This window comes from Micromonospora tulbaghiae (genome assembly GCF_900091605.1).
Taxonomy (GTDB): domain Bacteria; phylum Actinomycetota; class Actinomycetes; order Mycobacteriales; family Micromonosporaceae; genus Micromonospora; species Micromonospora tulbaghiae.
On sequence record NZ_FMCQ01000002.1, the window covers coordinates 820,936 to 844,602 of the forward strand.

At 74.7% G+C, this 23,667-nt stretch carries 20 protein-coding genes; 11 read left to right on the top strand and 9 right to left on the bottom strand.

Features of this window, described 5'->3' with window-relative positions; translation table 11 throughout:
* Positions 1-3: 3 nt before the first annotated feature.
* The 4 genes from GA0070562_RS08790 to GA0070562_RS08805 all read right to left on the bottom strand — a co-directional run bounded on the left by GA0070562_RS08790 (position 4) and on the right by GA0070562_RS08805 (position 6,904).
* A complete protein-coding gene (locus tag GA0070562_RS08790) occupies positions 4-936 on the bottom strand; it encodes a hypothetical protein (protein WP_091418274.1) in 933 nt (310 codons plus the stop codon).
* 105 nt (positions 937-1,041) lie between these two features.
* Positions 1,042-2,229, bottom strand: coding sequence for a DNA polymerase IV (gene dinB / locus GA0070562_RS08795; protein WP_091418277.1), 1,188 nt, complete (start codon positions 2,227-2,229; stop codon positions 1,042-1,044).
* 97 nt (positions 2,230-2,326) lie between these two features.
* Positions 2,327-5,512, bottom strand: coding sequence for a penicillin acylase family protein (locus tag GA0070562_RS08800; RefSeq protein ID WP_091418279.1), 3,186 nt, complete (start codon positions 5,510-5,512; stop codon positions 2,327-2,329).
* Positions 5,513-5,770: 258 nt separating this feature from the next.
* Positions 5,771-6,904, bottom strand: a complete 1,134-nt coding sequence (locus tag GA0070562_RS08805; protein ID WP_091418282.1) for a peptidoglycan recognition protein family protein — start codon at positions 6,902-6,904, stop codon at positions 5,771-5,773.
* Positions 6,905-7,115: 211 nt separating this feature from the next.
* On the opposite strand from GA0070562_RS08805, the gene GA0070562_RS08810 reads away from it, so the two are divergent.
* The 9 genes from GA0070562_RS08810 to GA0070562_RS08850 all read left to right on the top strand — a co-directional run bounded on the left by GA0070562_RS08810 (position 7,116) and on the right by GA0070562_RS08850 (position 17,982).
* Entirely contained in the window at positions 7,116-7,562 is a 447-nt protein-coding gene (locus GA0070562_RS08810) for a TlpA family protein disulfide reductase (protein WP_225853269.1), read from the top strand.
* Between the two features lie 114 nt (positions 7,563-7,676).
* Positions 7,677-8,117 (top strand): DUF4395 domain-containing protein, encoded by a 441-nt coding sequence (locus GA0070562_RS08815; protein WP_091418287.1) that lies wholly within the window; start codon positions 7,677-7,679, stop codon positions 8,115-8,117.
* 42 nt (positions 8,118-8,159) lie between these two features.
* Positions 8,160-9,947 (top strand): CehA/McbA family metallohydrolase domain-containing protein, encoded by a 1,788-nt coding sequence (locus GA0070562_RS08820; protein WP_091418289.1) that lies wholly within the window; start codon positions 8,160-8,162, stop codon positions 9,945-9,947.
* Between the two features lie 276 nt (positions 9,948-10,223).
* Complete coding sequence (locus GA0070562_RS08825) at positions 10,224-11,855, top strand: serine/threonine-protein kinase (RefSeq protein WP_091418291.1); 1,632 nt, start codon at positions 10,224-10,226, stop codon at positions 11,853-11,855.
* A 54-nt stretch (positions 11,856-11,909) separates the two neighbouring features.
* Positions 11,910-13,025, top strand: coding sequence for a hypothetical protein (locus GA0070562_RS08830; protein WP_091418293.1), 1,116 nt, complete (start codon positions 11,910-11,912; stop codon positions 13,023-13,025).
* Between the two features lie 73 nt (positions 13,026-13,098).
* The gene (locus tag GA0070562_RS08835) at positions 13,099-14,115 is read left to right on the top strand and encodes a mechanosensitive ion channel family protein (protein WP_091418295.1); all 1,017 of its coding nucleotides are present in this window, start codon (positions 13,099-13,101) and stop codon (positions 14,113-14,115) included.
* A 204-nt stretch (positions 14,116-14,319) separates the two neighbouring features.
* Positions 14,320-15,561: an MFS transporter gene (locus GA0070562_RS08840; protein WP_091418297.1), complete on the top strand. Its 1,242-nt coding sequence runs from the start codon at positions 14,320-14,322 to the stop codon at positions 15,559-15,561.
* Positions 15,562-15,640: 79 nt separating this feature from the next.
* Entirely contained in the window at positions 15,641-17,503 is a 1,863-nt protein-coding gene (locus GA0070562_RS08845) for a transketolase (protein ID WP_091418299.1), read from the top strand.
* 89 nt (positions 17,504-17,592) lie between these two features.
* Complete coding sequence (locus tag GA0070562_RS08850) at positions 17,593-17,982, top strand: DUF2267 domain-containing protein (RefSeq protein WP_091418301.1); 390 nt, start codon at positions 17,593-17,595, stop codon at positions 17,980-17,982.
* 43 nt (positions 17,983-18,025) lie between these two features.
* Here the strand turns inward: GA0070562_RS08850 and GA0070562_RS08855 are convergent, their stop codons facing one another.
* Entirely contained in the window at positions 18,026-18,442 is a 417-nt protein-coding gene (locus GA0070562_RS08855) for a YchJ family protein (RefSeq protein ID WP_091418302.1), read from the bottom strand.
* Positions 18,443-18,527: 85 nt separating this feature from the next.
* Between GA0070562_RS08855 and GA0070562_RS08860 the strand changes: the two genes are divergently transcribed.
* Entirely contained in the window at positions 18,528-19,208 is a 681-nt protein-coding gene (locus GA0070562_RS08860) for a tyrosine-protein phosphatase (protein WP_091418304.1), read from the top strand.
* Positions 19,209-19,293: 85 nt separating this feature from the next.
* On the top strand, positions 19,294-20,295 hold the full coding sequence (locus GA0070562_RS08865) for a phosphotransferase family protein (RefSeq protein ID WP_091418307.1): 1,002 nt from the start codon (positions 19,294-19,296) through the stop codon (positions 20,293-20,295).
* 3 nt (positions 20,296-20,298) lie between these two features.
* Here GA0070562_RS08865 and GA0070562_RS08870 read toward each other — a convergent pair whose 3' ends face one another.
* The 4 genes from GA0070562_RS08870 to GA0070562_RS08885 all read right to left on the bottom strand — a co-directional run bounded on the left by GA0070562_RS08870 (position 20,299) and on the right by GA0070562_RS08885 (position 23,510).
* On the bottom strand, positions 20,299-20,940 hold the full coding sequence (locus GA0070562_RS08870) for a class F sortase (protein ID WP_091418498.1): 642 nt from the start codon (positions 20,938-20,940) through the stop codon (positions 20,299-20,301).
* A 73-nt stretch (positions 20,941-21,013) separates the two neighbouring features.
* Positions 21,014-21,496, bottom strand: coding sequence for a hypothetical protein (locus GA0070562_RS08875; protein ID WP_091418309.1), 483 nt, complete (start codon positions 21,494-21,496; stop codon positions 21,014-21,016).
* A 242-nt stretch (positions 21,497-21,738) separates the two neighbouring features.
* Positions 21,739-22,410: a response regulator gene (locus GA0070562_RS08880; protein WP_091418311.1), complete on the bottom strand. Its 672-nt coding sequence runs from the start codon at positions 22,408-22,410 to the stop codon at positions 21,739-21,741.
* The gene (locus GA0070562_RS08885; RefSeq protein ID WP_091418313.1) at positions 22,407-23,510 is read right to left on the bottom strand and encodes a sensor histidine kinase; all 1,104 of its coding nucleotides are present in this window, start codon (positions 23,508-23,510) and stop codon (positions 22,407-22,409) included. The genes GA0070562_RS08880 and GA0070562_RS08885 overlap by 4 nt, the downstream gene beginning before the upstream one ends.
* Positions 23,511-23,667 lie beyond the last annotated feature (157 nt).

Genomic DNA, 23,667 nt, shown 5'->3' on the forward strand with positions numbered 1-23,667 from the left:
CGCTCATCCGACCAGCACCACGCCGGTACGCCGGTTCCGGCGGGCCAGCACCAGCGCGGTGGCCGTCGCGGTGGCCGCCACCAGCACTCCCGCCGCGCCGAGCGTGAGCGCGTCCGGGGCCGCCAGCGGCTGGCCGCGCAGCGCCTGCCCGGTCAGCAGCAGCGTGAGCCCGGCGTACGCGGCCCCGCCGACGAGCACCAGCCGGGCCCGGGTCAGTTCGTCCAGCCGAGCGCCGAGGAACCGGTCGAGCAGGATCGCCAGCAGCGGCAGGGCCTGCAACGCGTGCATCCCGACGAAGTGCCCGACGCGCAGGTCGCCGCCGGTGGTGCTCCAGCCGAGCAGCGGCAGCCCCGGGCCGCCGTCGGGCACCCCGACGCTGTGCGCACCGCTGATCCCGGCGGGCGCGCCGGCCGGGCTCTGCGCCACCATCGGGAACGCGACGAGCATGCCGAGCAGGGACACGGCGAGACCGAGCCGGACCGCGTATCCGCCGGCCCGGTCCGGAAGAGAGCGGCGGGCCAGCACGACCGCCAGCACGAACTGGGCCGCGAACAGCACGGTGATCGCCACGCCCATGACGTCGAACAGCACCGCGTCCAGCGTGGTGGTGCCGTTGAAGTGGCTGGTGGTGCCGCGGAGCACCTGACCCACGATGACGACCATCTCCACCACGGACATGGCCACGATCACGGTGGCCGCCCGCTCGGCCGCGCGGCTGCGGCGCGGCAGCAGGGACAGCATCCAGGCCAGGGTTACGCCGTAGAGCACGAACGAGATCGCGAACTTCAGCGGCTTGAGCCAGATGGGCGCGCCGGTCAGCACGCGCGGGTCGGCCACGACGCCGGCCGCGGCGACGACGGTGAGCACCGCCATCGCGGAAACGAGGATCATCAGGGGGCGGTGCCATCCGGCCGCCCGGTTCCGCAGGGTAGTCATGCCTGTAGATGCTCGTGACGGGCCGGGCCGGTCGCGCCCGCCCGCGGGCCGCACTCGCGGCCACGGGTCGGAGCTCGTCTCCTACCGGGGGAGGAGGCCGGCCGGTCAGTCCGGCAGCCGGGGCATCTCGACGCCCGGGTCGCGGCCGAGCAGCACACCGCGGGTCAGCGCCCGGGAGCCGAAGCGGTCCCGTACCGCGTCGACGGCGGCGTCCAGCGCCGGGCCGGGTTCGGCGGTGAACGGCAGGGTGAGCTGCGTGTGCCCGCCGCCCAGGTTGCCCACCGAGACGCCGAGCAGCGTGACGCCACGTTCCGCGATCTGCGGCAGCGCGGCCCGCAGCAGGTCACGGGCGGCGGCCCGCAGCGGCCCGGTCTGCGCGGTCGGCTCGTCGAGCGTGTGCGACCGGGTGGCCCGGGTGTAGTCGGCGAAGCGCAGCCGCAGTGTCACCGTGCGGCCGGTGCGGCGGGCGGCGCGCATCCGCCCGGTGACCCGGTCGACCAGCCCGGCCAGCACCGCGTCGAGGTCGGCGGGGGAGTGCGGCCCGCGTCCCAGCGCGTGCTGCGCGCCCATCGAGGAACGGCGGCGGCCCACCTGCACCGCCCGGGGGTCACGGTTGCAGGCCAGGGCGTGCAGGTGCCGCCCGGCGACCGCGCCGAGCAGCGACACCAGCGCCGGCTCGTCCAGCCGGGCCACCTGCCCGACGGTACGGATGCCGCGTTCGCGCAGCCGGGTGGCGGTGACCGGGCCGACGCCCCACAGCCGCTCGACGGGCAGCGGGTGCAGGAACGCCAGTTCCCGCTCCGGCTCCACCACCAGCAGCCCGTCCGGTTTGGCCACCCCGCTGGCCACCTTCGCGAGGAACTTCGTCCGGGCCACGCCGACGGTGATCGGCAGGCCGACCTCACGGCGTACCCGCTCCCGCAGCGTGGCCGCGACGGCGGCCGGCGCTCCGGCGAGCCGTCGCAGCCCGCCCACGTCGAGGAACGCCTCGTCGATGCTGAGCCCTTCGACGAGCGGGGTGGTGTGCCGGAAGATCTCGAACACCGCCCGGCTGGCCGCCGTGTACGCGGCCATCCGGGGCGGCACCACCAGCGCGTCCGGGCAGAGCCGCCGCGCCTGCCGGCCGCCCATCGCGCTGCGCACGCCCCGGGCCTTGGCCTCGTAGCTGCACGCGAGCACCACGCCGCCGCCGACGATCACCGGCCGGCCACGCAGCCGGGGGTCGTCGCGCTGCTCGACCGAGGCGTAGAACGCGTCCAGGTCGGCGTGCAGGATGGTGGCCTCACTCGACACCCGGCCATCTTCGCACACATGTTCGAACAGACGTGATTGACCTGCCCGGACACAGGCGACCGGCCGACGGGAGCACCCGCCGGCCGGTCGCGTGCGGTCACCGTCCGTAGACCTCGAACTCGTAGAGCGAGAAGCCGTACGAGGTGGCCCGCGTGACGCCGTACATCCGCACGTATCGTGCGCCGACCGGGGCGAACGTCACGTTGTCGACGCCGCCGTTGCCGGTGGTGGTGCTGAACACCGGCTGCCAGGAGTTGCCGTCACCGGAGACCTCGATCCGGTAGCCGGTGGCGTACGCGGCCTCCCACCGCAGCACCGCCCGGCTGATCGTCCGCGCCGAGCCGAGGTCCACCCGCAGCCACTGGTTGTCGTTGTAGCTGCTGGCCCACCGGCTGCCGAGACTGCCGTCGACCGCCTTGGCCGGGGTGTTGCTGGTCAGGAACTGGGTGCTGGACGCGGTGGCGGTGCGGCCCTGCGCCAGGTTGGTCACCGTGTCGCCCCGGCGCGCCGGGAACGAGACGACCTGCTGGTAGGTGGGCCGGTTCTGCCAGGCGATCAGCGGGTGGGTGATGCCGCCGAGCCCGGACTGGGCGATCGAGTCGGCGCACCACTGGTCGCCGGCCCCGCAGGACGAGTCGCCCGGGTAGACGGTGGTCGCCGGCGCCGCCGCGGCCTGGCCGAGCGTGTCGAGCAGCGCCTGCCGGCACGCGCCGAGGTTGCCGTTGCCGCAGTACGTGCGCCCGAGCCCGCCGGCCACCGGGTCGCCGAGCACGGCGCGCAGGTCCTTGTCGACGTAACCCCACCAGCCGTACTGGAACGCCGAGCCCTTGTGCGCCTGCCCCTGCGACGCCCAGTTGACGGTGCCGTCGCGGGCGCCGTTCTGGCCGCCGGAGGGCGCCTCGTTGACTTCGAGCGCGTCGACGAGCGCGCCGTACAGGTCGGGGCCGAGGCCGGGGCGGAACTGCGCCGAGGCCAGCAGCGGCCACCACGCGTCGAAGATCCGGATGGCGTCGGCGTGCTGGTAGACCTTCGACCCGGGTGACGTCTCCACCCGCCGCGACCCGGCCTGCTGCCAGGCCCGCAGCTTGGTCACCGCGGCGGCGAGCGCCGGGTCGGTGACGGGCGTGCTGTCGAGCACCCGCAGCAGCTCGCCGAGCACCTGCTGGCCGCGCAGGTCGGTCACGGCCGCCTCGGCGGTGATCCGGACGATGTCGGCGCGGCCGACCTTGCGCTGGGCGATGGCCGCCTTCACCGGACCGTCGAGCAGTTGGCCCCGGTGCACCGCGCCGTAGCTGAAGTTGCCGTCGGCCGCGCCGAAGTCGCGCGCCTGCTTGTTGTTCCAGCTGACGTAGTAGTCCTGGTTGACCGACTGCGGGTGGGCCGACGCCGGGGCGTACGTGGCGTCGTTGGTGTCCGGGTTCCAGCCGGCCCACTCGTACACCGGCTCCGCCTTCATCGGCAGGTTCGGGTCCGAGGTGGAGGAGCGCACCGGGTTCGAGCCGGAGTTGAAGTACGCCGCCTCGGTCGAGTTGACGTAGAACCAGTTGAACGCGTACCCGACGCTGGCCGCGGACGCCTGGAACGCCGCCGCGCTGCCCATCGCCGCCGGGTCGTTGTACGCCTGGAAGCCGATCGCCGATTCGGCCTCGTGGCGGTAGGTGGAGCGCAACTTGGTGAACGCGGTGGGCTGCCCGTTCACCAGCCCCCGGTAGGTCACCAGCCCGTACTTGGTGCGCAGCGCGCGCAGCGTGTACGCGCCGGCCGGGGTGGAGTCGGCGAGCGTCGGCGACCAGGAGTTGCGCTTCTCCAGCACCTCCATGGCCAGGCACTGGCCGCGGTAGAGGTAGCGGTTGGAGCGCAGCGTCGGCGTGCTGCCGTCGGTGGTGCACAGCGGCACCGCGTACGTGTCGGTCAGGTCCTGGGAGGCGGAGGTGGCGCTCCACGCGTAGTCCTGGCCGCGGCCGAGCAGCACGTAGAGGTTCAGCCCGGCGAACGCGGCGCCGCGCGCGCTGATCCCCGGCCCCTGCAGTTCCTGGAGCATGAGCAGCTGCGGGGCGAAGTAGCCGGTCTGCGGGCCGAACACGGCCACCGGGTTGCCGGTGGTGGTGTGCCGGCCGGAGACCACGACCGCGTTGGACATGCCGTGCGACCGCAGGGTGGACAGGCCGCCGAGCAGGTCCTTGGTGGCGGCGCTGCTGCCGGTGCGGGCGGCGGCCCCGCCGGTGGCGTCGTACGCGAGCGGCTCGGCGACCACGGTGCCGGCGTCCGGCAGCACCGCGCTGGTGGCGCCGGGCGGCGTCGCGCCGTACGGGAAGCTCTGCCCGTCGTGCAGCGTCAGCACGGTCTCCGGGTCGTTCTGCGAGCGGAACGCCGTCCAGACCCGGTCGCCCTCGGCCGGCCCGTACTTGGCCCGGGCGGCCACCCGGACCAGCGCGGACTGCATCTCGCTGCCGCCGCCTCCGCCGAACAGCCCGCCGATGACACCGGCGGTGGCGATCAGGTCGGTCATGGTGAAGTGCCTCGGCTTGCCGGCGCCGGTGAGCACGTACTCGCCGGGGTAGTTGTCGTCGGCGATCGACTTGTCGATGTAGGCGTTGATGCCGGCGATGTAGTCGGCCACGTCGGTGTAGAGCTGCTGGCCCCGGGTGCCCTTGAGGCGCAGCGCGTCCACCTGGGCCTGGAGGTCCGCCTCGGTGTAGGGCGAGTTGGCCCAGACGCTCTGCTCCAGTTCCCGGTTGCCGGGGGCGCCGCCGGCGAACGAGGTGACGTTGCCGCGGCCGACGTGCCGCAGCAGGTCCATCACCCAGAGCCGGTCCTGGGCGCCGGCGTACCCGGCGCCGAACATGGTGCCGGCGCGGGTGGTGCCGGTGACGTGCGGGACGCCGGTGGCCTTGTCCCGCACGATGGTGACGTCCGAACGCGGCGAGATCCTGCTCTCGACCTGCGCGTCGGGGACGCCGAACGAGGCGTCGTTGTAGAAGTGGGCGATCTGCTCGTCGGTCAGCCCGGCGTAGTTGTAGACCAGGTTGGCGTACTCGTCGAGCTGGTCGCTGGAGTGCGCGGGGCGGGTGCCGAGCGCCTGGTGGGCCAGGATGCCGGCGAGCGTGGCGTTGCCGTTCTGCCCGGGGGGCAGGATGTCGGCGCACTGGCCGAGGCAGTAGTCGTCGGGGGTGAACGTGGTGGCGGCGAGCGCCGGTGACGGCGGGGTGACGGTCAGGACGCTCGCGGTGAGGGCGACGGCGGTGAGCGCCGCGAGGCGGGCACGGATGGCGGGTCGTGGCATGGCGATCCTCCGGGGACGCGGAGCAGGGCCGTTCGGTACGCCCGGCTGACGGCGTCTCGGCCTCCGCGCCCGGGCGTCCTGCCCGGAGGTGAGAATGACTCATATCTATCTGCGGGCAATGATCGGTGCACCACTGCCGTCCGGGATAGCCGTCGTTCACCAGTCGTCAATGCCGACGTTTCGCCGCGATCCGTCCCGCAACGACGCGGTGGGGGTGGCGCCGTTGCCACCCCCACCGCTCTCCCCGCCGGTGCGCCGTCAGTGCTTGTGGAACGACTGGCGCACCACACCCCCCACCAGCGCGCACCAGGTAGTGGTGCTGATCTTGCCGTTGGGCGGTAGTCCGTGCAGGCGCTGGAGGTCCTTCACCGCCGTGCGGGTGGCGTGGTCGTACTCACCGGTCGCGGTGACCTCGGCGTAGCCCTTGGAGGCGAGCATGAACTGCGCGGCCGTCACCGGGACGCCGGACGACTTCTGGTCCAGCTCCGGGGCCAGGGTCTCCCACGTCGGCGCCGTGAGCGTGGCGTCGACGTCGACCGGGATGCCGTTGCGCGCCTGCCAGTCCTGCACCGCCGCGACTGTGGCCGCGTCGCACACGCCGGTCACCGGCACGGTGTAGCCGTGGAACGTCAGCAGGTACTGCGCGACGCGGACCACCGGGCCGCCGACGAACCGCCAGATGTCCGGCCAGCGACGGGCCGGCACGTCGCCCAGGTCGGTGCCCAGGTTCTCGAACACGGCCCGGCGCAGCGCCGGGAACTCCCGGTAGAACATCGCGCCCGGGCAGAGCGTGGCGCGGAAGTCCCAGTGGCCGAAGATGTCGTGGGCGTGCAGCCCGTACTGCCGGCAGACCGCGGTGCACAGCCGGACCAGCCCGTCGAGCAGCTCCTCCGGTGGCGTCTCGGTGACGTAGGTGCCCTCGTTCTCGATGCCGATGGCCCGCCCGTTCTCGCCCGGGCAGTGCGCGGCGATCATCTGCCGGTCGCCGGCGAGCAGCCGGTCCAGGCTGCCGTGGCGTCCCTCCAGTACGTGACCGCCGCGGCTCACCGTGAAGTGCTGCCCCGTGTCGGACCAGCCGTTGCCGTCCATGTGCAGGTTCTGGCAGTCGCGGGCCAGCTGCTTGGCGTGCTCCTCGGAGTAGTCCGTGACGTTCGGGAACGCCATGTGGTGCACGATGATCTTGTTGGTCGGGATCGCGCTGACCGACAGCGGGTCGGCCGGCGGGCGGGCGGCCCACTCGTCGCAGCTGATGATCCAGTCGAGGTCCGCGCCCGGTGCGGCGTGCGCGGCGGCCGGCAGGGCGAGCTCGCTGCCGACGACCGCGACCGCGGCGGCGCCGAGGCCGGCCCGCAGCAGCGTACGACGGTCCAGCTCGGGGTGGTCGAAGTGCATCTCGCCTCCTCGATGGCCCGACCGGCGCCGGGCGATGTAAAGGAACTGCAAAAACTGCGCGCCTGGTGGAGAATATTGCCAGGCTCGCGCGTCGCGCCAGAGGACAAAAGCGACGTTCGTCGGCCGCTCCTACCGCCGGAGTAGGCGATCTCACGTCCGCTGACCGGGACGGACCATGGTCTTCCGCGACCTGCCGTGGCAGCCTGGGCCGGTGCAGTCGCCCAGCCTGACCGGGATCCTCGTGCTCGTCGCGGTGCTCGCGGCCGCCACCGCGTTCGGCTGGTGGCGCCGCCGCCACGACGGGCGGCTGCGCGCCGTCCGGAAGCGCCCATCGGCCGCCGACGCGCCGCACCGGGCCACCCTCACCGCCCTCGGGGTACGCCCCGGCGAGGTCACGCTGGTGCAGTTCTCCGCCCCGGTCTGTGCGCCCTGCCGGGCCGCCCGCCGGGTGCTCGCCGACGTCGCCGCCCGCCTCGACGGCGTCGCGGTGCGGGAGGTGGGCGTGGACGAACACCTCGACGCGGCCCGGGAACTGGACGTGTGGCGTACCCCGACGGTGCTGGTGGTGGACGCGGCGGGCCGCGTGGTGCGCCGGGCCGCGGGCGTGCCCGACCGCGACGACCTCATCGCCGCGCTCACGGCCGGGGCGGGGCGATGAGCGGCGTACGGCTGACCCGCCGCCGGGTGGTGGACCACGGCCGGCTCGCCACGAGCCTCTGTGCGGCGGCGCGTCCCGCCTGACCGACCGCCCCCGCACGAACGGACCCACCCCATGCTGCTCGACCCCCGGGGACCGCGCTTCGCCGCCGTCCTCACCACAGTCGTCCTCGCGATCGTCCTCGTCACCGGCTCCGGGCTGCTCCTGCTCGCCCAGGCCGTGGTGTTCGCGCTCACCGCCGTCAACCCGCGCCTCGGCCCGTACGGCCTGCTGTTCCGCGCCCTGGTGGCGCCCCGGCTGGACCCGCCTGCGGAGCTGGAGCCGGTCGCGCCGGTGCGCTTCGCCCAGGTCGTCGGCCTGGCCTTCAGCGCCGTCGGCGCGGCCGGCTGGTTCGCCGGGCTACCCGCGCTCGGCCTGGCCGCCACCGGCGCCGCGCTCGCCGCCGCCTTCGGAAACGCCGCGTTCGGGCTCTGCCTCGGCTGCGAGGCGTACCTGACGATCCGGCGGCTGGCCGGGCGCCCGCTCGCTGCCCGGGTGGCGGTGCCCCCGCGCTGAGGTTCCGCCCGTACGCTGGCCCCGGCGGACGGGGGGAGTGGCATGGCGGGTCGCGGGCGGCTGGACCGGCGCAGCGTGCTCGTCGCCGCGGGCGGGCTGGCGGTGGCGGGGATCGGCGTGCCGGTCGGGCTGGCCGCCACGAACGACCGGCCGCCGCCCCCGCCGCGCGGCCGCCGGCCGGTCAGCATGGCCATGCACCTGCACGCCTCGTTCAGCGAGGGCGTGGCCAGCTACGCCGCCCACCTCGACCAGGCCCGCCGCAACGGCGTCGACGTGCTCTGGTGGACCGACCACGACTTCCGGGTCGCCGCACACGACCACCGCCGGGTCGTCCACTTCGACGGCCCGGAGGAACGCGAGGGTGGCCTGGCCTGGACCTGGCAGCCGGCCACCGAGGGGCGCCTGCGCGCCTCGGCCGCCGACTTCGTGCAAGCGCCGGACGCCCTCGACGGCCCGGGCCGCGCGCTGCGTCTCACCGCCACCGGTTCCGGCACCCACTGGTACGCGGGCAAGGCGTGGAACTGGACGCACACCTCCAACATCTCCGACACGAAACTGCACCTCGACGTACGCCCCGAAGCGGCGGGCCGGGACGCCACGCTCACCGTTGAGGTCGCGCTGTCGCACCACCCGGCCGGGCCCGGCCGGCCCGCCGGACAGCTCGTGCTGCGCTACCGCCTCGGCGGCGTGGACGCGGTCCGGCACACAGTGGACGGCCGTCACGGCACCGTCGAGATGCCCGCCCCGGCCGGGGTCTGGCGGCGGCACACGTTCGACCTGCTCGCCGACGTACGGCGGCTCTGGCCCGGCCTGGTCGCCGGGGACAACTCGCTGCGCGGGCTGCGCCTCGGCGTGACCGTGTCCGGTGGCGCGCGCGGCGCGTACCTGGTGGACCGGCTCGTCTTCGACCGCGCCCGCCGAGCCGGCCAGGCGGGCGAGGAGTTGCGCGCCGAGGTGCTGCGCGGCTACGCCGGGGCGTACGAGGGCGTCACCCACCACCGCGCGTACGAGGTGTCGATGGTGCGGCACCTCAACTGGTTCGGCGGCGACGGCACGCTGCCGCGCTTTCCGTCCCCGCCGCACCGGGACAACGGCGTCGACGCCACCGAGGAGATGGTGCGGTTCCTGCACTCGCACGGTGGGGTGGTGTGCTGGAACCACCCGCTGGATGTGGAACGCCGCGAATCACTGGCCCGCCTGCTGGTGAGCCGCAACGCGCTCGGCGTCGACCTGATCGAGATCGGACGACGGCCGGTCGAGGACCACCTCTGGGCGTACGACGTGGCGGCCCGCAACGCGATCCCGCTCACCGCCGTCGGGGTCACCGACGACCACGACGGCACCGACTGGCGCGCGGGCCGGGACCGGAACATCACCTCCGTGTGGGCGGCCTCGACCGGCCGGGCCGACCTGGTCGCGGCGCTGCGCGCCGGGCAGGCGTGGTTCGCCGACCTGGCCGGTTACCGGGGCGCGCTGGACCTGGAACTCGGCGGGCGCAGCGCCATGGGCGCGCTCGCCGTGCTCGCCGAGGACACCGTCACGGTGCGGCTGCGCGCCACCGACCTGCCCGCCGGGGCCACCCTGGAGACGGTCACCGGCGAGGTCGACCGGGCCGGTGTCGCGGACCCGACACCGGCGGTCCGGGTCGGGCAGGTTCCGTGGCGGCAGTTGCGGCAGGGCTGGCACGACCTGCCGGTGCGCGTCGGCGCCGGCACGTACGTGCGCACCCAGATCCGCGACCGCGACGGCGAGATAGTAGGCGCGAGCAACCCCCTCTGGCTGCTCCGCACCCCTCCACCGGCAGGAATCCCCCCACCCCGCCGCCGCTGACGCCGCGCCCTCTCCCCGCCCTCCTCCGCCTTCTCGATCATGAAGTTGGCGGCAATATCAGTCCCTTTTGTCCCCGTCAACTTCATGATCGACGGGACGGAGGAGGTTGCCGGGGTCTGGTACTCGTGGCGGTGTGTCCGATACCGACCACCTGCCGGGCGCCGACCGGCGTCCGGAAGCAGCCGTTGCGGCGATGGCCGGCGGCTGCGCCACGGTCAGAATGACGAGCGAGGCGGCGTCCGACACCCGCCCGTGGGACGCCGTGGAGTCTGTCGCATGAGCGGCTGGGAACTGTCCGGATACACGCCGGTCCGCCGGCTCGGCGCGGGCGCGTCGGGCAGCGTCGTGCTCGCCACCCACGACCCGACCGGCACCCCGGTCGCGATCAAGTACCTGGTCCGCGACCTGGGCGAGGACTCGGCGTTCCGGACCGCGTTCCGCACCGAGGCCCGGCTGCTCGGCGAGATCGACGACCCGCACGTCAGCCGCCTCTACGAGTACGTGGAGAGCCCGGACGGCGCGGCCATCGTGATGGAACTGGTCGACGGCGTCTCGCTGCGCCAGATGCTGCGCGCGCACGGCCCGACCACCCCCGAGGCCGCGCTCTGCGTCCTCAAGGGCTCACTCGCCGGCCTGGCCGCCGCGCATGCCCACGGCGTCGTGCACCGCGACTACAAACCGGAGAACGTGCTGGTCACTGGCACCGGGCTGAGCAAGCTCGCCGACTTCGGCATTGCCATGCCGATCGGCCAGGGCTCCGACACCACGGTGTCCGGCACACCCCGCTACATGGCCCCCGAGCAGTGGACCGGCGCCCCGGCCAGCCCGGCGTGCGACGTCTACGCCGCCACCGCCACGTTCTTCGAGTGCCTCACCGGCCGGCCACCGTACCAGGGACCGGACCTGCTCTCCCTGCGCGACCAGCATGCCAGCGCGCCGATCCCCACCGAGGCGGCGCCCCCGCCGGTGCACGAGCTGCTGCGCCACGGCATGGCCAAACGCCCCGACGACCGCCCGCCGTCCGCCGAGGCGTTCCTGGATCTGCTGGAACGTGTCGCCGGTAGCGGCTACGACAGCGACTGGGAGGAACGAGGGCTGCGTGAGCTGGCCCGGCGTGCGGTGCTGCTCGCCGCGCTGTGGCCGTTCCCGGACCGGGCCGAGGGCGCCACCGCGGTGGCACAGACCGCGCTGGGCACCACCACCGGCCGGGGCGGACGGTTCCGCGGTGGCCGCACCCGTACCGCGCTCGCCGCCGGTGCCCTGGTCGCCGCCGTCCTGGCCGGGGGCGCCGGCTACAGCTACGCCGCCCACGACGGCACGCCCGCCGCGGGCCCGGCCGGCCCGGCGAGCGCCGGTCCCGCCACCACCGGCGCACCCACACCGGATCCGACCGGCGCCGAGTCGCCGAGCCCGTCGCCGACGCCCGGCCCGTCCACCGCGTCCGCCGCGCCGCCGCCTCCGGCGCCGTCGGCCACCCCCGATCCGACAGGGACGCCGACCCGCACCGACACGCCCACCCCCAGCGCGTCGCGGACCACCAGCCCGCCGCCACCGGACGTGACAGCGCCGGTCGTGGACGGCGTCCGCGCCGACCCGGGCGAGCTGGACCCGAAGGGCTGCCCCTACGGCGCCAAGAGCAGCACCGTCATCGCCACCGTCACCGACGACCGCAGCGGCCCCGCCGCGCTGACTGTCACGTTCGGCTACACCCTCGACGGCGCCACCGGCACGATCCGGATGTCCGCCGCCGGGCGCGGCGTGTTCACCGGCACGCTCGGCCCGCTGTCCACGCCCAGGCGCAGCGCCCGCATCCCCGTCCGGGTCACCGCCGCCGACGCCGCCGGCAACGCGACCATCTCGGCGTCACCGGTGTACGTGACGCTCTACCACGACTGCACCCCCGGCTAGGAGTACGACAGTGCCCGCTGCCCCGCACCGCAGCCCGTCCCGGGGACGGTCGGCGTGACCCGCCCCGACGAGCCCACCGAGGCGCTGCCCACCCGCGCCCTGCCGATCTCCCGGGACGCGGACGCCGCCGACCCCACGGTCCACCTCGCCCGGCCCCGAGCCGACGCCGACGCCGACGCGACGATGCCGCTTGCGGTCGAGCGCGCGGAGCCGACGGTCCCGCTGGCCGTCGCGCGGGCGGAACCGGCTGCGGAGAGCACCGAGCCGACGACGGCACTGATCATCGACCGCGCGGAGCCGACCGTGAGCCTGCGTCCGGCCCCGGGCGACGGCGCGGGTGAGGCGACGGTTCACTTTCGCGCGACCCCGGACAGCGCGGCCGGCGAGCCGACTGTGAGTCTGCGTCCGGCTCCGGCGAATCCGATGGATGAGGCGACGGTTCACCTGCGCCCGGGAAACACGACCGGGCAGGCCACCGTCTACCCGCGTCCGACGGCGGGGCCGACCCAGCGCCCCGGCGCGGAACCGACCGCATCATGGCAGCCCACCGCGTCGTGGCAGCCCACCGGCGTACCGCCTCGGGGCCACGCCACCGGTACGGCGGCGACGGGCGCCGGGGCGTACCCGGATCGGACCGCTGACGCGCGGGCGGTGAGTGGCGTGCCGGCCCCCGGGGGCGAGCTGCGCTTCGGGCCGGGCGTGCCGGCCACGCCGCCGCCCGCACCGCCCTGGCCCACCGCACCGCCGATCCGTCCGCGTCCGGTCTGGCGTCGCGTCGTCTCGGTGCTGTCCACGCTGCTCACCGTGGTGCTGCTGCTGGCGGTCGGCCTCTACCTGTGGCAGCGGCTGCGTCCGCTGGAGGTCGAGGGGGTCGCCGTGGCGGTGCCCCGGCCGGCCGGTGTGGCCTGCGACGTGACAGTCGATGTGGTGGCCACCGTGCGCACCAACGGGCGCGGCGGGACGATCAGATACCAGTGGTTCCGCTCCGACGCGCCGCCCGGCGCCGTGCTCACCGAGCGGGTCGGCAGCGGGCAGCACACGGCGGCGCTCACCCTGAAGTGGACGTTCACCGGGGTCGGGACGACCACCGGGATCGCCACCGTCAACATCGTCGAACCGTCGACGGCGCAGGCCAGCACGCGCGTCGTCTACCGCTGCCCCGGCGGCTGACCGCGTTTCCCCGCGCGCGGGTCCGGGTAGCCCCACCCGAACAGACCTGGACCACGTACGTGGAGGCCCTTCGATGAGAGACAACTTCGGGGACGCGGTGGGCGACGCGTTCCGTTCGGTGATGCTGTTCCTGCCCAAGGCTGTCGCGTTCGTCGCGATCCTGATCGTCGGCTGGCTGATCGCCAAGGCCGTGCTGAAGCTCGTGGACAAGGTCCTGGAGCGGGTCCACTTCGACCGGGCCGTCGAGCGCGGCGGGATCAAGACCGCGCTGGCCCGCTCGAAGTACGACGCCAGCGACATCGTCGCGAAGCTGGCCTACTACGGCGTGCTGCTGGTCACGCTGCAGCTCGCGTTCGGCATCTGGGGCCCGAACCCCATCTCCGACCTGATCGCCGGCGTGATCGCCTGGCTGCCCCGGGCGTTCGTCGCCATCGTCATCGTGGTGGTCGCCGCAGCCATCGCCCGCGCGGTGAAGGACATCATCTCCAGCGCGCTCGGCGGCCTCTCGTACGGCCGGGTGCTGGCCAACCTCGCCTCGGTGTTCATCCTGGGCCTCGGTGTCATCGCTGCGCTCAACCAGATCGGCGTCGCCACCACCGTCACCACCCCGGTGCTGATCGCGGTGCTCGCCACCGTCGGCGGCATCCTGGTCGTCGGTGTCGGCGGCGGGCTGGTCCGGCCGATGCAGAGCCGCTGGGAGAACTGGCTGACCCGGGCCGAGGAGGAGTCGCGCACCATCGCCACGCACGCCCGCGCGTACCAGGCCGGCCGGCGTGACGTCGAGGCCCGCCTGGCCGCCGGCGGCCCGTACGCGGATTCCGAGCTGACCCAGCCGGTGAGCCGCCACGCTGAGGCGGACCGTACGCAGCCGGTCCCGGCGTACCCGGGCACCCAGCCGGCCGCCGGTGCGGACGCCACCGAGCCGGTGCCGTCGCAGGCGAGCGTGGAGGCCACGCAGCACATCCCGGCGTACGCGGACTCCGAGCGCACGCAGCCGACCACGCCGCGCCAGCCGACGGCCGAGCAGGCCGCGGACAGCGAGGCCACCATGGTCATTCCGCAGGCCGACGTGGACAAGCTCCGCCGCTGACCCGACAGCGGTGACGGATCGGGGCGGGACCGCACGGTCCCGCCCCGATCGCGTGCCCGCCGGGGGACCATCCGGGTGCCTCGCGGCGGATAGGATCCCGGCATGACCTGGCGATGTTGATGCCTTCCTGAACGACGAGGCCGCGGGCCGCCGCGGACGCCGTGCATACCGACCGGTGTCCGTCACGTCCCGTGGGAAGGTTCCATGCTCGTCGCTCCTGCCCGCGTGCCCGCGACCCGCCGTCTGGCGGCGACGCTCTACGGGTACGCGTTCCTCACCGACCTCGTCCTGCTCTACCCGCTCTACGTGCTGCTGTTCGCCGACACGGGGTTGTCGGTCGGGCAGATCTCCTCGCTGTTCGTGCTCTGGGCGGTCGCCGGCATCGTGCTGGAGGTGCCCTCCGGCGTGTGGGCCGACGCGGTGTCGCGTCGCCTGCTGCTGTGCCTGGCGCCGCTGCTGGCCGCGGGCGGGTTCGCGCTCTGGGTGCTGCTGCCGTCGTACGCGGCTTTCGCCGTGGGGTTCCTGCTCTGGGGCGCCGGTGGCGCGCTGCGCTCCGGCGCGCTGGAGGCGCTCGTCTTCACCGAGCTGGAACGCCTCGACGCGACTGACCGGTACGCCCGGCTGATCGGCCGGGCCCGCACTGCCGAGGTGCTCGGCGCGGTCGGGTCCGGGGTGCTCGCCGGGCCGGTGTTCGCGCTCGGCGGCTACCTCGCTGTCGGCGCGGCGAGCGTGGCGACGTGCCTGCTGGCGGCGGCCGTCGCGGCCCGCTTCCCGGAACACCGCCCATCGCCGGTCGCGCCGCTCCCGGGCGCCGCGCCGGAGGGGCCGCGCGCGGGTGCCGCGCCGGGGGAGGGGCCGGACGACGACGAGCCCGGCTGGCTGGACAGTCTGCGCCGGGGCCTCGGCGAGGTGCGCGCCGACCGCCGCGTCCGCGCCGCCGTGCTGCTGGTCGCGGCCGTGACCGCGATCTGGGGTGGGCTGGACGAGTACACCGGGCTGCTGGCCGCCGACACCGGCATGGCCGAGGCGGGCGTACCGCTGCTGCTCCTGCTGGTGTGGGTCGGGATGACTGTGGGCGGGCTGCTCGCGCCGCTGGGCGAGCGGCTGTCCCACCGGGGGTACGCCGGTCTGCTGGTGTTCGCGGCGGGAGCGACGGCGGCCGGGGCGCTGCTGCGGCACCCGGCCGGGTTTCTGCTGCTGGCGGCGGCGTTCGCGGCGTTCCAGCTGGCCACCGTGCTCGCCGATGTGCGGCTCCAGGCCCGGATCGCCGGGTCGGCCCGGGCCACCGTCACGTCGATGGCCGGGATGGCCACCGACCTGACCGTCGTCGCCTTCTACGGCGGGTACGGGCTGCTCGCCGGGGCGGTCGGCAATCCGGCGGCCTTCGCGGTCGCGGTGCTGCCGTACCTGCTGGTGGCGCTCTGGCTGCTCACCGGTCGAGCGTGAATCAGCAGAAAAGGGACCAATGGTCGCGTTCGCCGCCTAGCGTGGGTCCGGAAATCGGCTACCCCGGGAGACGATCGCGGTGACGTTGGAAGCAGAGCGCACGCTGCGCGACGAGGAGCTGTCCGGGCTGGCGGAGCTGGCCGCCCAACTGCGTGTGGACGCGATCCGGTGCAGCACGGCGGCCGGCTCCGGGCACCCCACGTCCAGCCTCTCCGCCGCCGACCTGCTCGCCGTGCTCGTCGCCCGGCACCTGCGCTACGACTGGTCCTACCCGGGCAACCCGGGCAACGACCACCTGATCTTCTCCAAGGGGCACGCCTCCCCGCTGCTGTACGCGGTGTTCCGGTCCACCGGCGCGATCAGCGAGCAGGAGCTGCTGGAGACGTACCGGCGGTCCGGGTCGCGGCTGCAGGGCCACCCGACGCCGGTCCTTCCCTGGGTGGACGTGGCCACCGGCTCGCTCGGGCAGGGGCTGCCGGTCGGCGTCGGCGTGGCGCTGGCCGCCCAGTACCTCGACCGGTCGCCCGCGCACGTCTGGGTGCTCTGCGGCGACAGCGAGACCGCCGAGGGATCGGTGTGGGAGGCGCTGGACAAGGCCGGCCACTACGGGCTGCGCAACCTCACCACGATCGTCGACGTCAACCGGTTCGGCCAGCGCGGCCCCACCGAGCTGGAGTGGGACCTGGACACCTACCGGCGGCGCGTCGAGGCGTTCGGCTGCCACGCGATCCTCGTCGACGGCCACGATCTGGGCGCGATCGACGAGGCGTACGGGCAGGCGCGGGAGGCGACCGGGCCCACTGTGGTGCTGGCCCGCACGGTCAAGGGCAAGGGCGTGCCCGAGGTGGAGAACGACCCGGCCTGGCACGGCAAGCCGTTCGACCCGGAGCTGGCCGAACGCGCCGTGCGGGCGCTCGGCGGCCCCCGGCGCATCCGGGTCGCCGGACCGAAACCACCACCCGCGCCCCGGGCCCCCGCGCCGCAGATCCGGCAACCGGAACTGCCGACGTACTCCCGCGGCGCGAAGGTCGCCACCCGGGACGCGTACGGCGACGCGCTGCACGCCCTCGGCGCGGCCCGGCCCGACGTGGTCGCGCTCGACGGCGAAGTCAGCGACTCCACCCGCGCGGAGCGCTTCGCCGCCGCGTACCCGGATCGGTTCTTCCAGATGTTCATCGCCGAGCAGCAGCTCGCCGCCGCGGCGGTGGGCATGGCGGTACGCGGTTACCGGCCCTTCGCGGCGACGTTCGCCGCGTTCTGGTCCCGTGCGTACGACTTCATCCGGATGGCGGGCGTGTCGCGCGCCGACATCGCGCTCGTCGGCTCGCACGCCGGGGTGGAGATCGGCCCGGACGGTCCGTCCCAGATGGGGCTGGAGGACATCGCCGCGCTGCGCGCGGTGCCCGGCTCCACGGTGCTCTGCCCGGCCGACGCGGTCTCCTGCGCGGCCCTCGTCGCCCAGATGCCCGACCACCCGGGGGTGAGCTACCTGCGCACCACGCGCGGCAAGTACCCGGTGCTCTACGACGACGCCGAGCCGTTCCCGATCGGCGGCAGCCGGATGGTGCGCGACGGCGGGGACGTGGCGCTGCTGGGCACCGGCGTGACGGTGCACCTGTGCCTCGCCGCCGCCGAGGAGCTGACCCGCGAGGGCATCGACGCCCGCGTGATCGACCTGTACTCGATCAAGCCGGTGGACCGGCAGCGCCTGGCCGAGGCCGTCGTGGAGACCGGCGGGCGGCTGGTCGTGGTAGAGGACCACTACCCGGAGGGCGGGCTGGGCTCGGCCGTGCTGGAGGCGCTCGCCGACCTGGGTGAACCGGCCCGGGTCAACCACCTGGCGGTACGCGGGCTGCCCGGCTCCGGCACCCCCGCCCAGCAGCTCGACCGGGCCGGCATCGGTGTGGGCGCGATCGTCTCGGCGGCGCGGGCCCTGGCCTGAGCCCGTACCCGCCGGGGCCGGTGGCGCGGCGGTGTTTGCCGCGGCCGGCGGCGGGTAGCCACGCTGCCGTTGCGACGGGAGGACCGACGATGGCCGAACCGGAGTTCTACGCGCGGGTCTCCGCCCGCGCCGGCGTGCCGGTGGAGACGGCCCGCGCGCTGACCGAGGCGACGCTGCGCACGCTCGCCGAACGCGTCAGCGGCGGCGAGGCCGACGACCTGTCCGCGCACGTCGCGCACGAGTTGCGCCCGCTGCTGGCCCGCGCCCGGGTCGAAGATCCCGAGGTCTTCGGGTACGACGAGTTCCTGCGCCGGGTCGCCGAGCGCTCCGGCGCGACACCGTCCGACGCCGAGCGCGGCGCCCGGGCGGTGTTGCAGGCGCTGCACCGGGTGGTCGGGCCGGCCCAGTTCAACCGGGCGCTGTCCCAGCTGCCGCGCGAGATCGCCGAGCTGGCCCAGCCCACCCCGCGCCCGGCCTGACCCACGCCCGCCCTGACCGTGCCCGCGCCGCGCTGCCTGACCGTCACTCGGGCAGCGCGTCGAGGTAGACCCAGCGGCCGTCCTCGCGGGCGAAGCGGCTGTGCTCGGCCAGCACGCCCGCCCGGCCGTCCTCGCGGTAGTGCGCCCGGAACCGGACCGTGCCGGCGCTGTCGAACAGGCCGCCCTGCGCGGTCTCCACGATCTCCAGCCGGGTCCAGCGGGTGCCCGGTTCCAGCTCCAGCCGCTCCGGGCGGGTGGTGGAGTGCCAGCTGTGCCGCAGGTAGGCGGCGTCGCCGAGCGCGAACGCGCTGAACCGGGACCGCATCAGCGCCTCCGCGGTCGCCGCCGTCGCCTCGCCCCGGTGTACCGGGGCGCAGCAGTCCGCGTACGGCCGGCCGGTGCCGCACGGGCAGGCCGCCGGACGTTCACCCGCGCCCTCGCGCGCCTTCCGTCTCGCCACCCGGCGATTCTCTCCCACACCACGACCGCCCTCGCCGCCGGTAGGCCGGGGGAATCCCGGACGGGACAGTCGTATAGTCGCCTCCATGATCACTCGTGGGGCCACGGCCGACGCCACCACCGGCGGTTCCGGCGTCCGGAACCTCCGCGACGCAGGCGGCGTCGGATCGTTGCGCCGTGGGGTCCTGTATCGCTCTGGCGCCCTGCATCTCCTGACGCCCGAGGGTGCCCGGGAGCTGGAGGATCTCGGGCTACGCACGGTCATCGACCTCCGCAGCATCCGAGAGGTGGCCGACCGGCCGGACCGGTGTGCGGGTCTCGACGTCGAGCACCGGCACTTTCCGGTGTTCACCGAGCAGAGCTGGCCGGACGACCAGGTGGCGCTGTACCCGTACATGGCTGAGCAGGCCGGTCGTGCCACCGTCGCGATCATCCGGCAGCTCGTCACCCCCGGCGCACTACCTGCCCTGGTCCACTGCGCCTCCGGCAAGGACCGCACCGGAGTCGTCGTCGCCGTCATCCAGACCCTCCTGAACGCCTCCGATGCGGAGGTCACCCAGGACTTCCTGCGTTCGAACGCCGCGCTGGACCTCACCGGATCGCCGGCCGACGCGACGATCGGACACGGCACCCGCCCGGTGACCGCAGCGCACCTGCTTCATGCCATGGTCTGGATCCGCAGCCACCACGGCTCGGTCTCCGCCTATCTCCAGGCTGCCGGCGCCACCGAGGCCGAGCTGGAGGCCCTGCGGGAGGTTCTTGCCTGAAGCGGTCGCGCCGCCGGCCGGTGCCGCGCGTCTTCGCAATCGGTGCGCCCACAAGCGCAGCCGCAGCCAGTACGATCCCCGCACCATGAGCGTGAGTCCGACTCAGCGTGTCCTCGACCCGGATCAGGTCCGCCGCTACCTGACCGCCTCGCTCGGACCCGGCGCCGAGGTGGCCGCCTGCGGCCCGCTGACCGGTGGCGGGTTCGCCGCCGTCTGGTGGGTACGCCTCACCGACGGCCGCGAGGTGGTGCTCAAGGTCGGTCCGCCGCCGCACGTGCCGCTGCTGCGCTACGAACGCGACATGATCGGCGCGGAGGCGCACTACCTGCGCCTGGTGGCCGACCGCGCACCGGGGGTGCCCACGCCCGCGCTGCTGCACCACGGCGCCGACCCCGGCCTCGGTGACTGGCTGCTGATGGCGCGGCTACCAGGTCGTACCCTCTGGGACCTGACCCAGGCCGGCGCGGACGTCGGGCCGCTGCGCGCGGAGTTCGGCCGCGCGCTCGCCGCGCTGCACACGGTCACCGGCGAGCGGTACGGCTACGACGGCGACCGGGCCTCCGGCGCGACCTGGCGGGGCGCCTACACGGCCATGGTGGACGACATGCTCGCCGACGCTGCGGACTGGTCGGTGCCGCTGCCGGTGCCCGCGTCGCGGATCCGGGAGCTGGTGGCCCGGCACGCGGCGGTGCTCGACGCGGTACGCCGTCCGGCGCTGCTGCACTTCGACGGCTGGGCCGGGAACGTGCTGGCCGTCGACGGGCCGGACGGCACACCCCGGCTCACCGGTCTGGTCGACGGCGAGCGGTACCTGTGGGGCGACCCGCTGATGGACCTGGTGTCGCCGCTGCTGTTCCGCCGAGCCGAGGACGAGCCGGACGACCCGCTGGTGCGCGCCTACCGGGCGGCGGCGCCGTTCCCGCTGGACGCCGGGGCGCGGCGGCGGCTCGGGCTGTACCGGCTGTACCTCTACCTGCTGATGACTGTCGAGATGCCCAGCCGGAACATCACCGCCGACAACGACCCGGGCCGGGTGGCGCTGCTGGCCGAGCTGCTCGACGCGGAACTGGCCGACCTGGCCGGGTGAGCGTCACCGGGTCGCGGTGGCGAAGACGACGATGTTGTCCGGGTAGCTGCCGGTACGCGGGTCGAACCGCCCTCCACACGTGATCAACCGCAGGCGCGACGCCGCGTCGCCGCCGTAGACCCGCGCCGTGGGGAAGCGCTCCTTCGGGTACGCCCCGACGCCGTCCACCGTGAACGTCGCGGTCCGGCCGTCGGCCCGCAGCACCCGGATCGTGTCGCCGCTGCGCAGCCGCCCGAGGTCGAAGAAGACCGCCGGGCCGTGCTGCGAGTCGACGTGCCCGACCAGCACCGCATTCCCGGCCTGGCCAGGGGCGGGGCCGGGGTGGTACCAGCCGGTGACCTCCGGGCGCTCCAGCGGCGGCACCTCCAGCGCGCCGTCGGCGTCGGTGGCGACCGGGACGATCTCGGCGTCGACGCCGATGCGGGGGATGGTGACCCGCACCGGCGTGGCGCGGGGGAGTGCCGGGCCGGCCGTACCCGGTCGTTCGGTCGCCGGCGCGGCGGAGGCGCCGGGCTGCGGTGGTGACGCCGACGTGGTGCCGAGCCCGGCCGAGACCAGCCCGGCGCCCGTGGCGGCGGCCACGGTGACGGCGGTGACCACGACGACGGCGTGCAGGCGCGCCCGCCGCTGCGACTCCGACAGCATCCCGCCTCCGTCCGACAGGGACGCGGCGCCCGCGCCGGAACAACCGGCGCGGGCGGACCGCTCGACGAGCCGGTCAGGCGGCGGCGCCCGCGCGACGCCGGCGGATGACCGCGTACGCGCCACCGGCGAGCGCCCCGGCGGCCAGCACGCCACCGGCGATCAGCACCCCGGTGTCGCCGTCCCGCCCGCCGCCACCGGCCTGCGCGCCGCCGATCGGGGTGACGGTGAACGTGGCGCTACCGCCGTCGCTGCCGTCGCCGCAGGTGGTGGCCACCGTGTACGTGCCGAGCGTGAACCCGGCGGTGAACAGTTCGGCGCTCAGACCGCCGCCCGCGGCGGCCGTGGTGGACCGGACGTTCTGGTCCCGGTCCGGGCCGGTGACCCGGAAGATCGCGTCACCGGCGTTCGGGTTGCACGTGGTGGTCAGCACGACGGTGCCGCCGACCGGGGTGGTGGCGGGTGAGACTCTGGTGTCCGCCAGCGCGGCGGCCGGGAGCAGCAGTGCGCCGAGGCCCACGCCGAACGCCGCCGATCCGAGAAATGACTGTGCCTTCATCCGCGTCTTCCCTCACTTTTCGTCCGCTGTAGGCGTGGGACGTCGTTCGGGTGGCCAACTCCGTGACGAGCACCGGTGTGGCCAACACTAGGAGGGTTGCGGCGGTCACTGGGGGTAATTGAGAAATCTTCGTTGCCGTCCGGTGTGCTCCCTGCCGCCACGAGACGACGGACATGCCGGGCCAGGCCGGACGGCGAACCGTCCAGCTTCGGCACGTCTGGGTCCGGTGTCCGGTTCGGCGCCTACCGGACCGGCGGCTCCGGCCGGACCAGGCCGGTGTCGTACGCGAGTACCACGGCCTGGATCCGGTCGCGCAGGCCCAGCTTGGTGAGGATCGCCGAGACGTGGGTCTTCACGGTGGCGGTGCTCAGGTGCAGCCGGGCGGCGATCTCCGCATTGGACAGTGCCCGTGCGGTGAGCGTCAGCACCTCCCGCTCGCGGGCGGTCAGCACGGCGAGCGCGTCGCCGCCGGTGGGCGCGGGCGCGGGCAGCCGGTCGGCGTACCGGTCCAGCAGCCGCCGGGTCACAGTGGGCGCGAGCAGGGCCTCGCCCCGGGCCACCACGCGTACCGCCTCGGCGAGGTCGGCCGGGCGGGTGTCCTTGAGCAGGAACGCGCTCGCCCCGGCGCGTAGCGCGGCGTAGACGTGCTCGTCCAGGTCGAACGTGGTCAGCATGACCACCCGGGCCGGGTTGCCGGCGGCCACCAGGTCGCGGGTGGCGGCGATGCCGTCGCGCCGGGGCATCCGCACGTCCATCAGCACCACGTCCGGCCTCGTACGCGTCGCCACCGCGACCGCCTCGACGCCGTCGCCGGCCTCGCCGACCACGCTCAGGTCGGGTCGCGCGTCGAGGACTGTGCGCAGCCCGGCGCGGATCAGCTCCTGGTCGTCGGCGACCACCACCCGTACGGTCACCGGCTCGCTCCGACCGGCAGTCGTGCGTGGACCCGGAACCCGCCGGCCGGCAGTGGGCCGGCGTCGAGCGTGCCGCCGAGCAGCCGGGCCCGCTCCCGCATGCCGACGATGCCGCGCCCGGTGCTCGTACCGGGCCGGCGGGCGGGCGCCGGGCCGTCGTTGACCACCTCCAGCCGCAGCACCCCGTCGCGGTAGCGCACGTCGACGTCGGCGTGGGTGGCGTGCCCGTGGCGCAGCGCGTTGGTCAGCGACTCCTGCACGATCCGGTACGCCGACAGCTGCACCCCGCCCGGTAGCGCGTCGCCGTCGCCGTCGCGCCGCAGCGTCACCGGCAGGCCGACCGCCCGTACCGCGTCGGCGAGCGCGTCGAGCTGCGCCAGTCCCGGCTGCGGCCCGTCCGCATCGGACCCGTCGTCGGCGGCGAGCGCGTGCAGCATGGCCCGCAGTTCGGTGAGCGCCGACCGGGCCGCGGTGTCGATCGCGGCGAGCGCGGCGCGGGCCTGCGCGGGCTGCTCGTCGAACACGTCCTCGGCCGCGGCGGCCTGTACGGCGATGACCGCGACGTGGTGCGCCACCACGTCGTGCAGTTCCCGGGAGATGCGTTCCCGTTCGGTCGCGAGTACGTGCCGTTCCCAGGCGCAGCGCCGTTGCGCCTGGCCCCGCTGCAACTCGCCCAGCGTCCAGCTCAGGCCCAGCGCGGTCACCGCCAGCAGCAGGTCCCGCCAGCCGCCGGTGACCAGCTTCCACGGCGTGGGCGCGAGCAGCAGCCCGAGCGCGACGAGCGAGTACCGGGGCGGGCGCAGCCGGGCCACGTACGCCATCGGCACCGCGACCAGGCCGAGCCAGCCGAGCTGCGGGCAGAGCGCCTCCAGGCCGACGCCGGCCAGCGCGGCGACGGTGAGGGCGTACCCCGGGTGGCGCCTGATCCACAGCAGACAGCTCGCCTGCGCCGCGGCGAGCCCGACCGCGACGGCGGTCGCGCCGGTCGTGGCCGGGCGGGCGTCGGAGGCCAGTAGCGCGAGCAGGCAGACGGCGAGGCTCACGGTGGCGATGCCGCCGTCGAGCAGCAGCAGGAACCGGGACCGGGACGCGCACCTCATGTCCGGATGCTAGGCCGCCGAGCCGCCGCTTCTCATCGGTCGCCAGACGGAGATCCGAGCCGGTGGTCGTCCCGGCGACGGAGTCGCTAGCCGCTCCACGGCCCGATCCGCGCGACGGCCCGCCGGACCTAGCGTTTCCGGCAGTCGTCCCGATGTG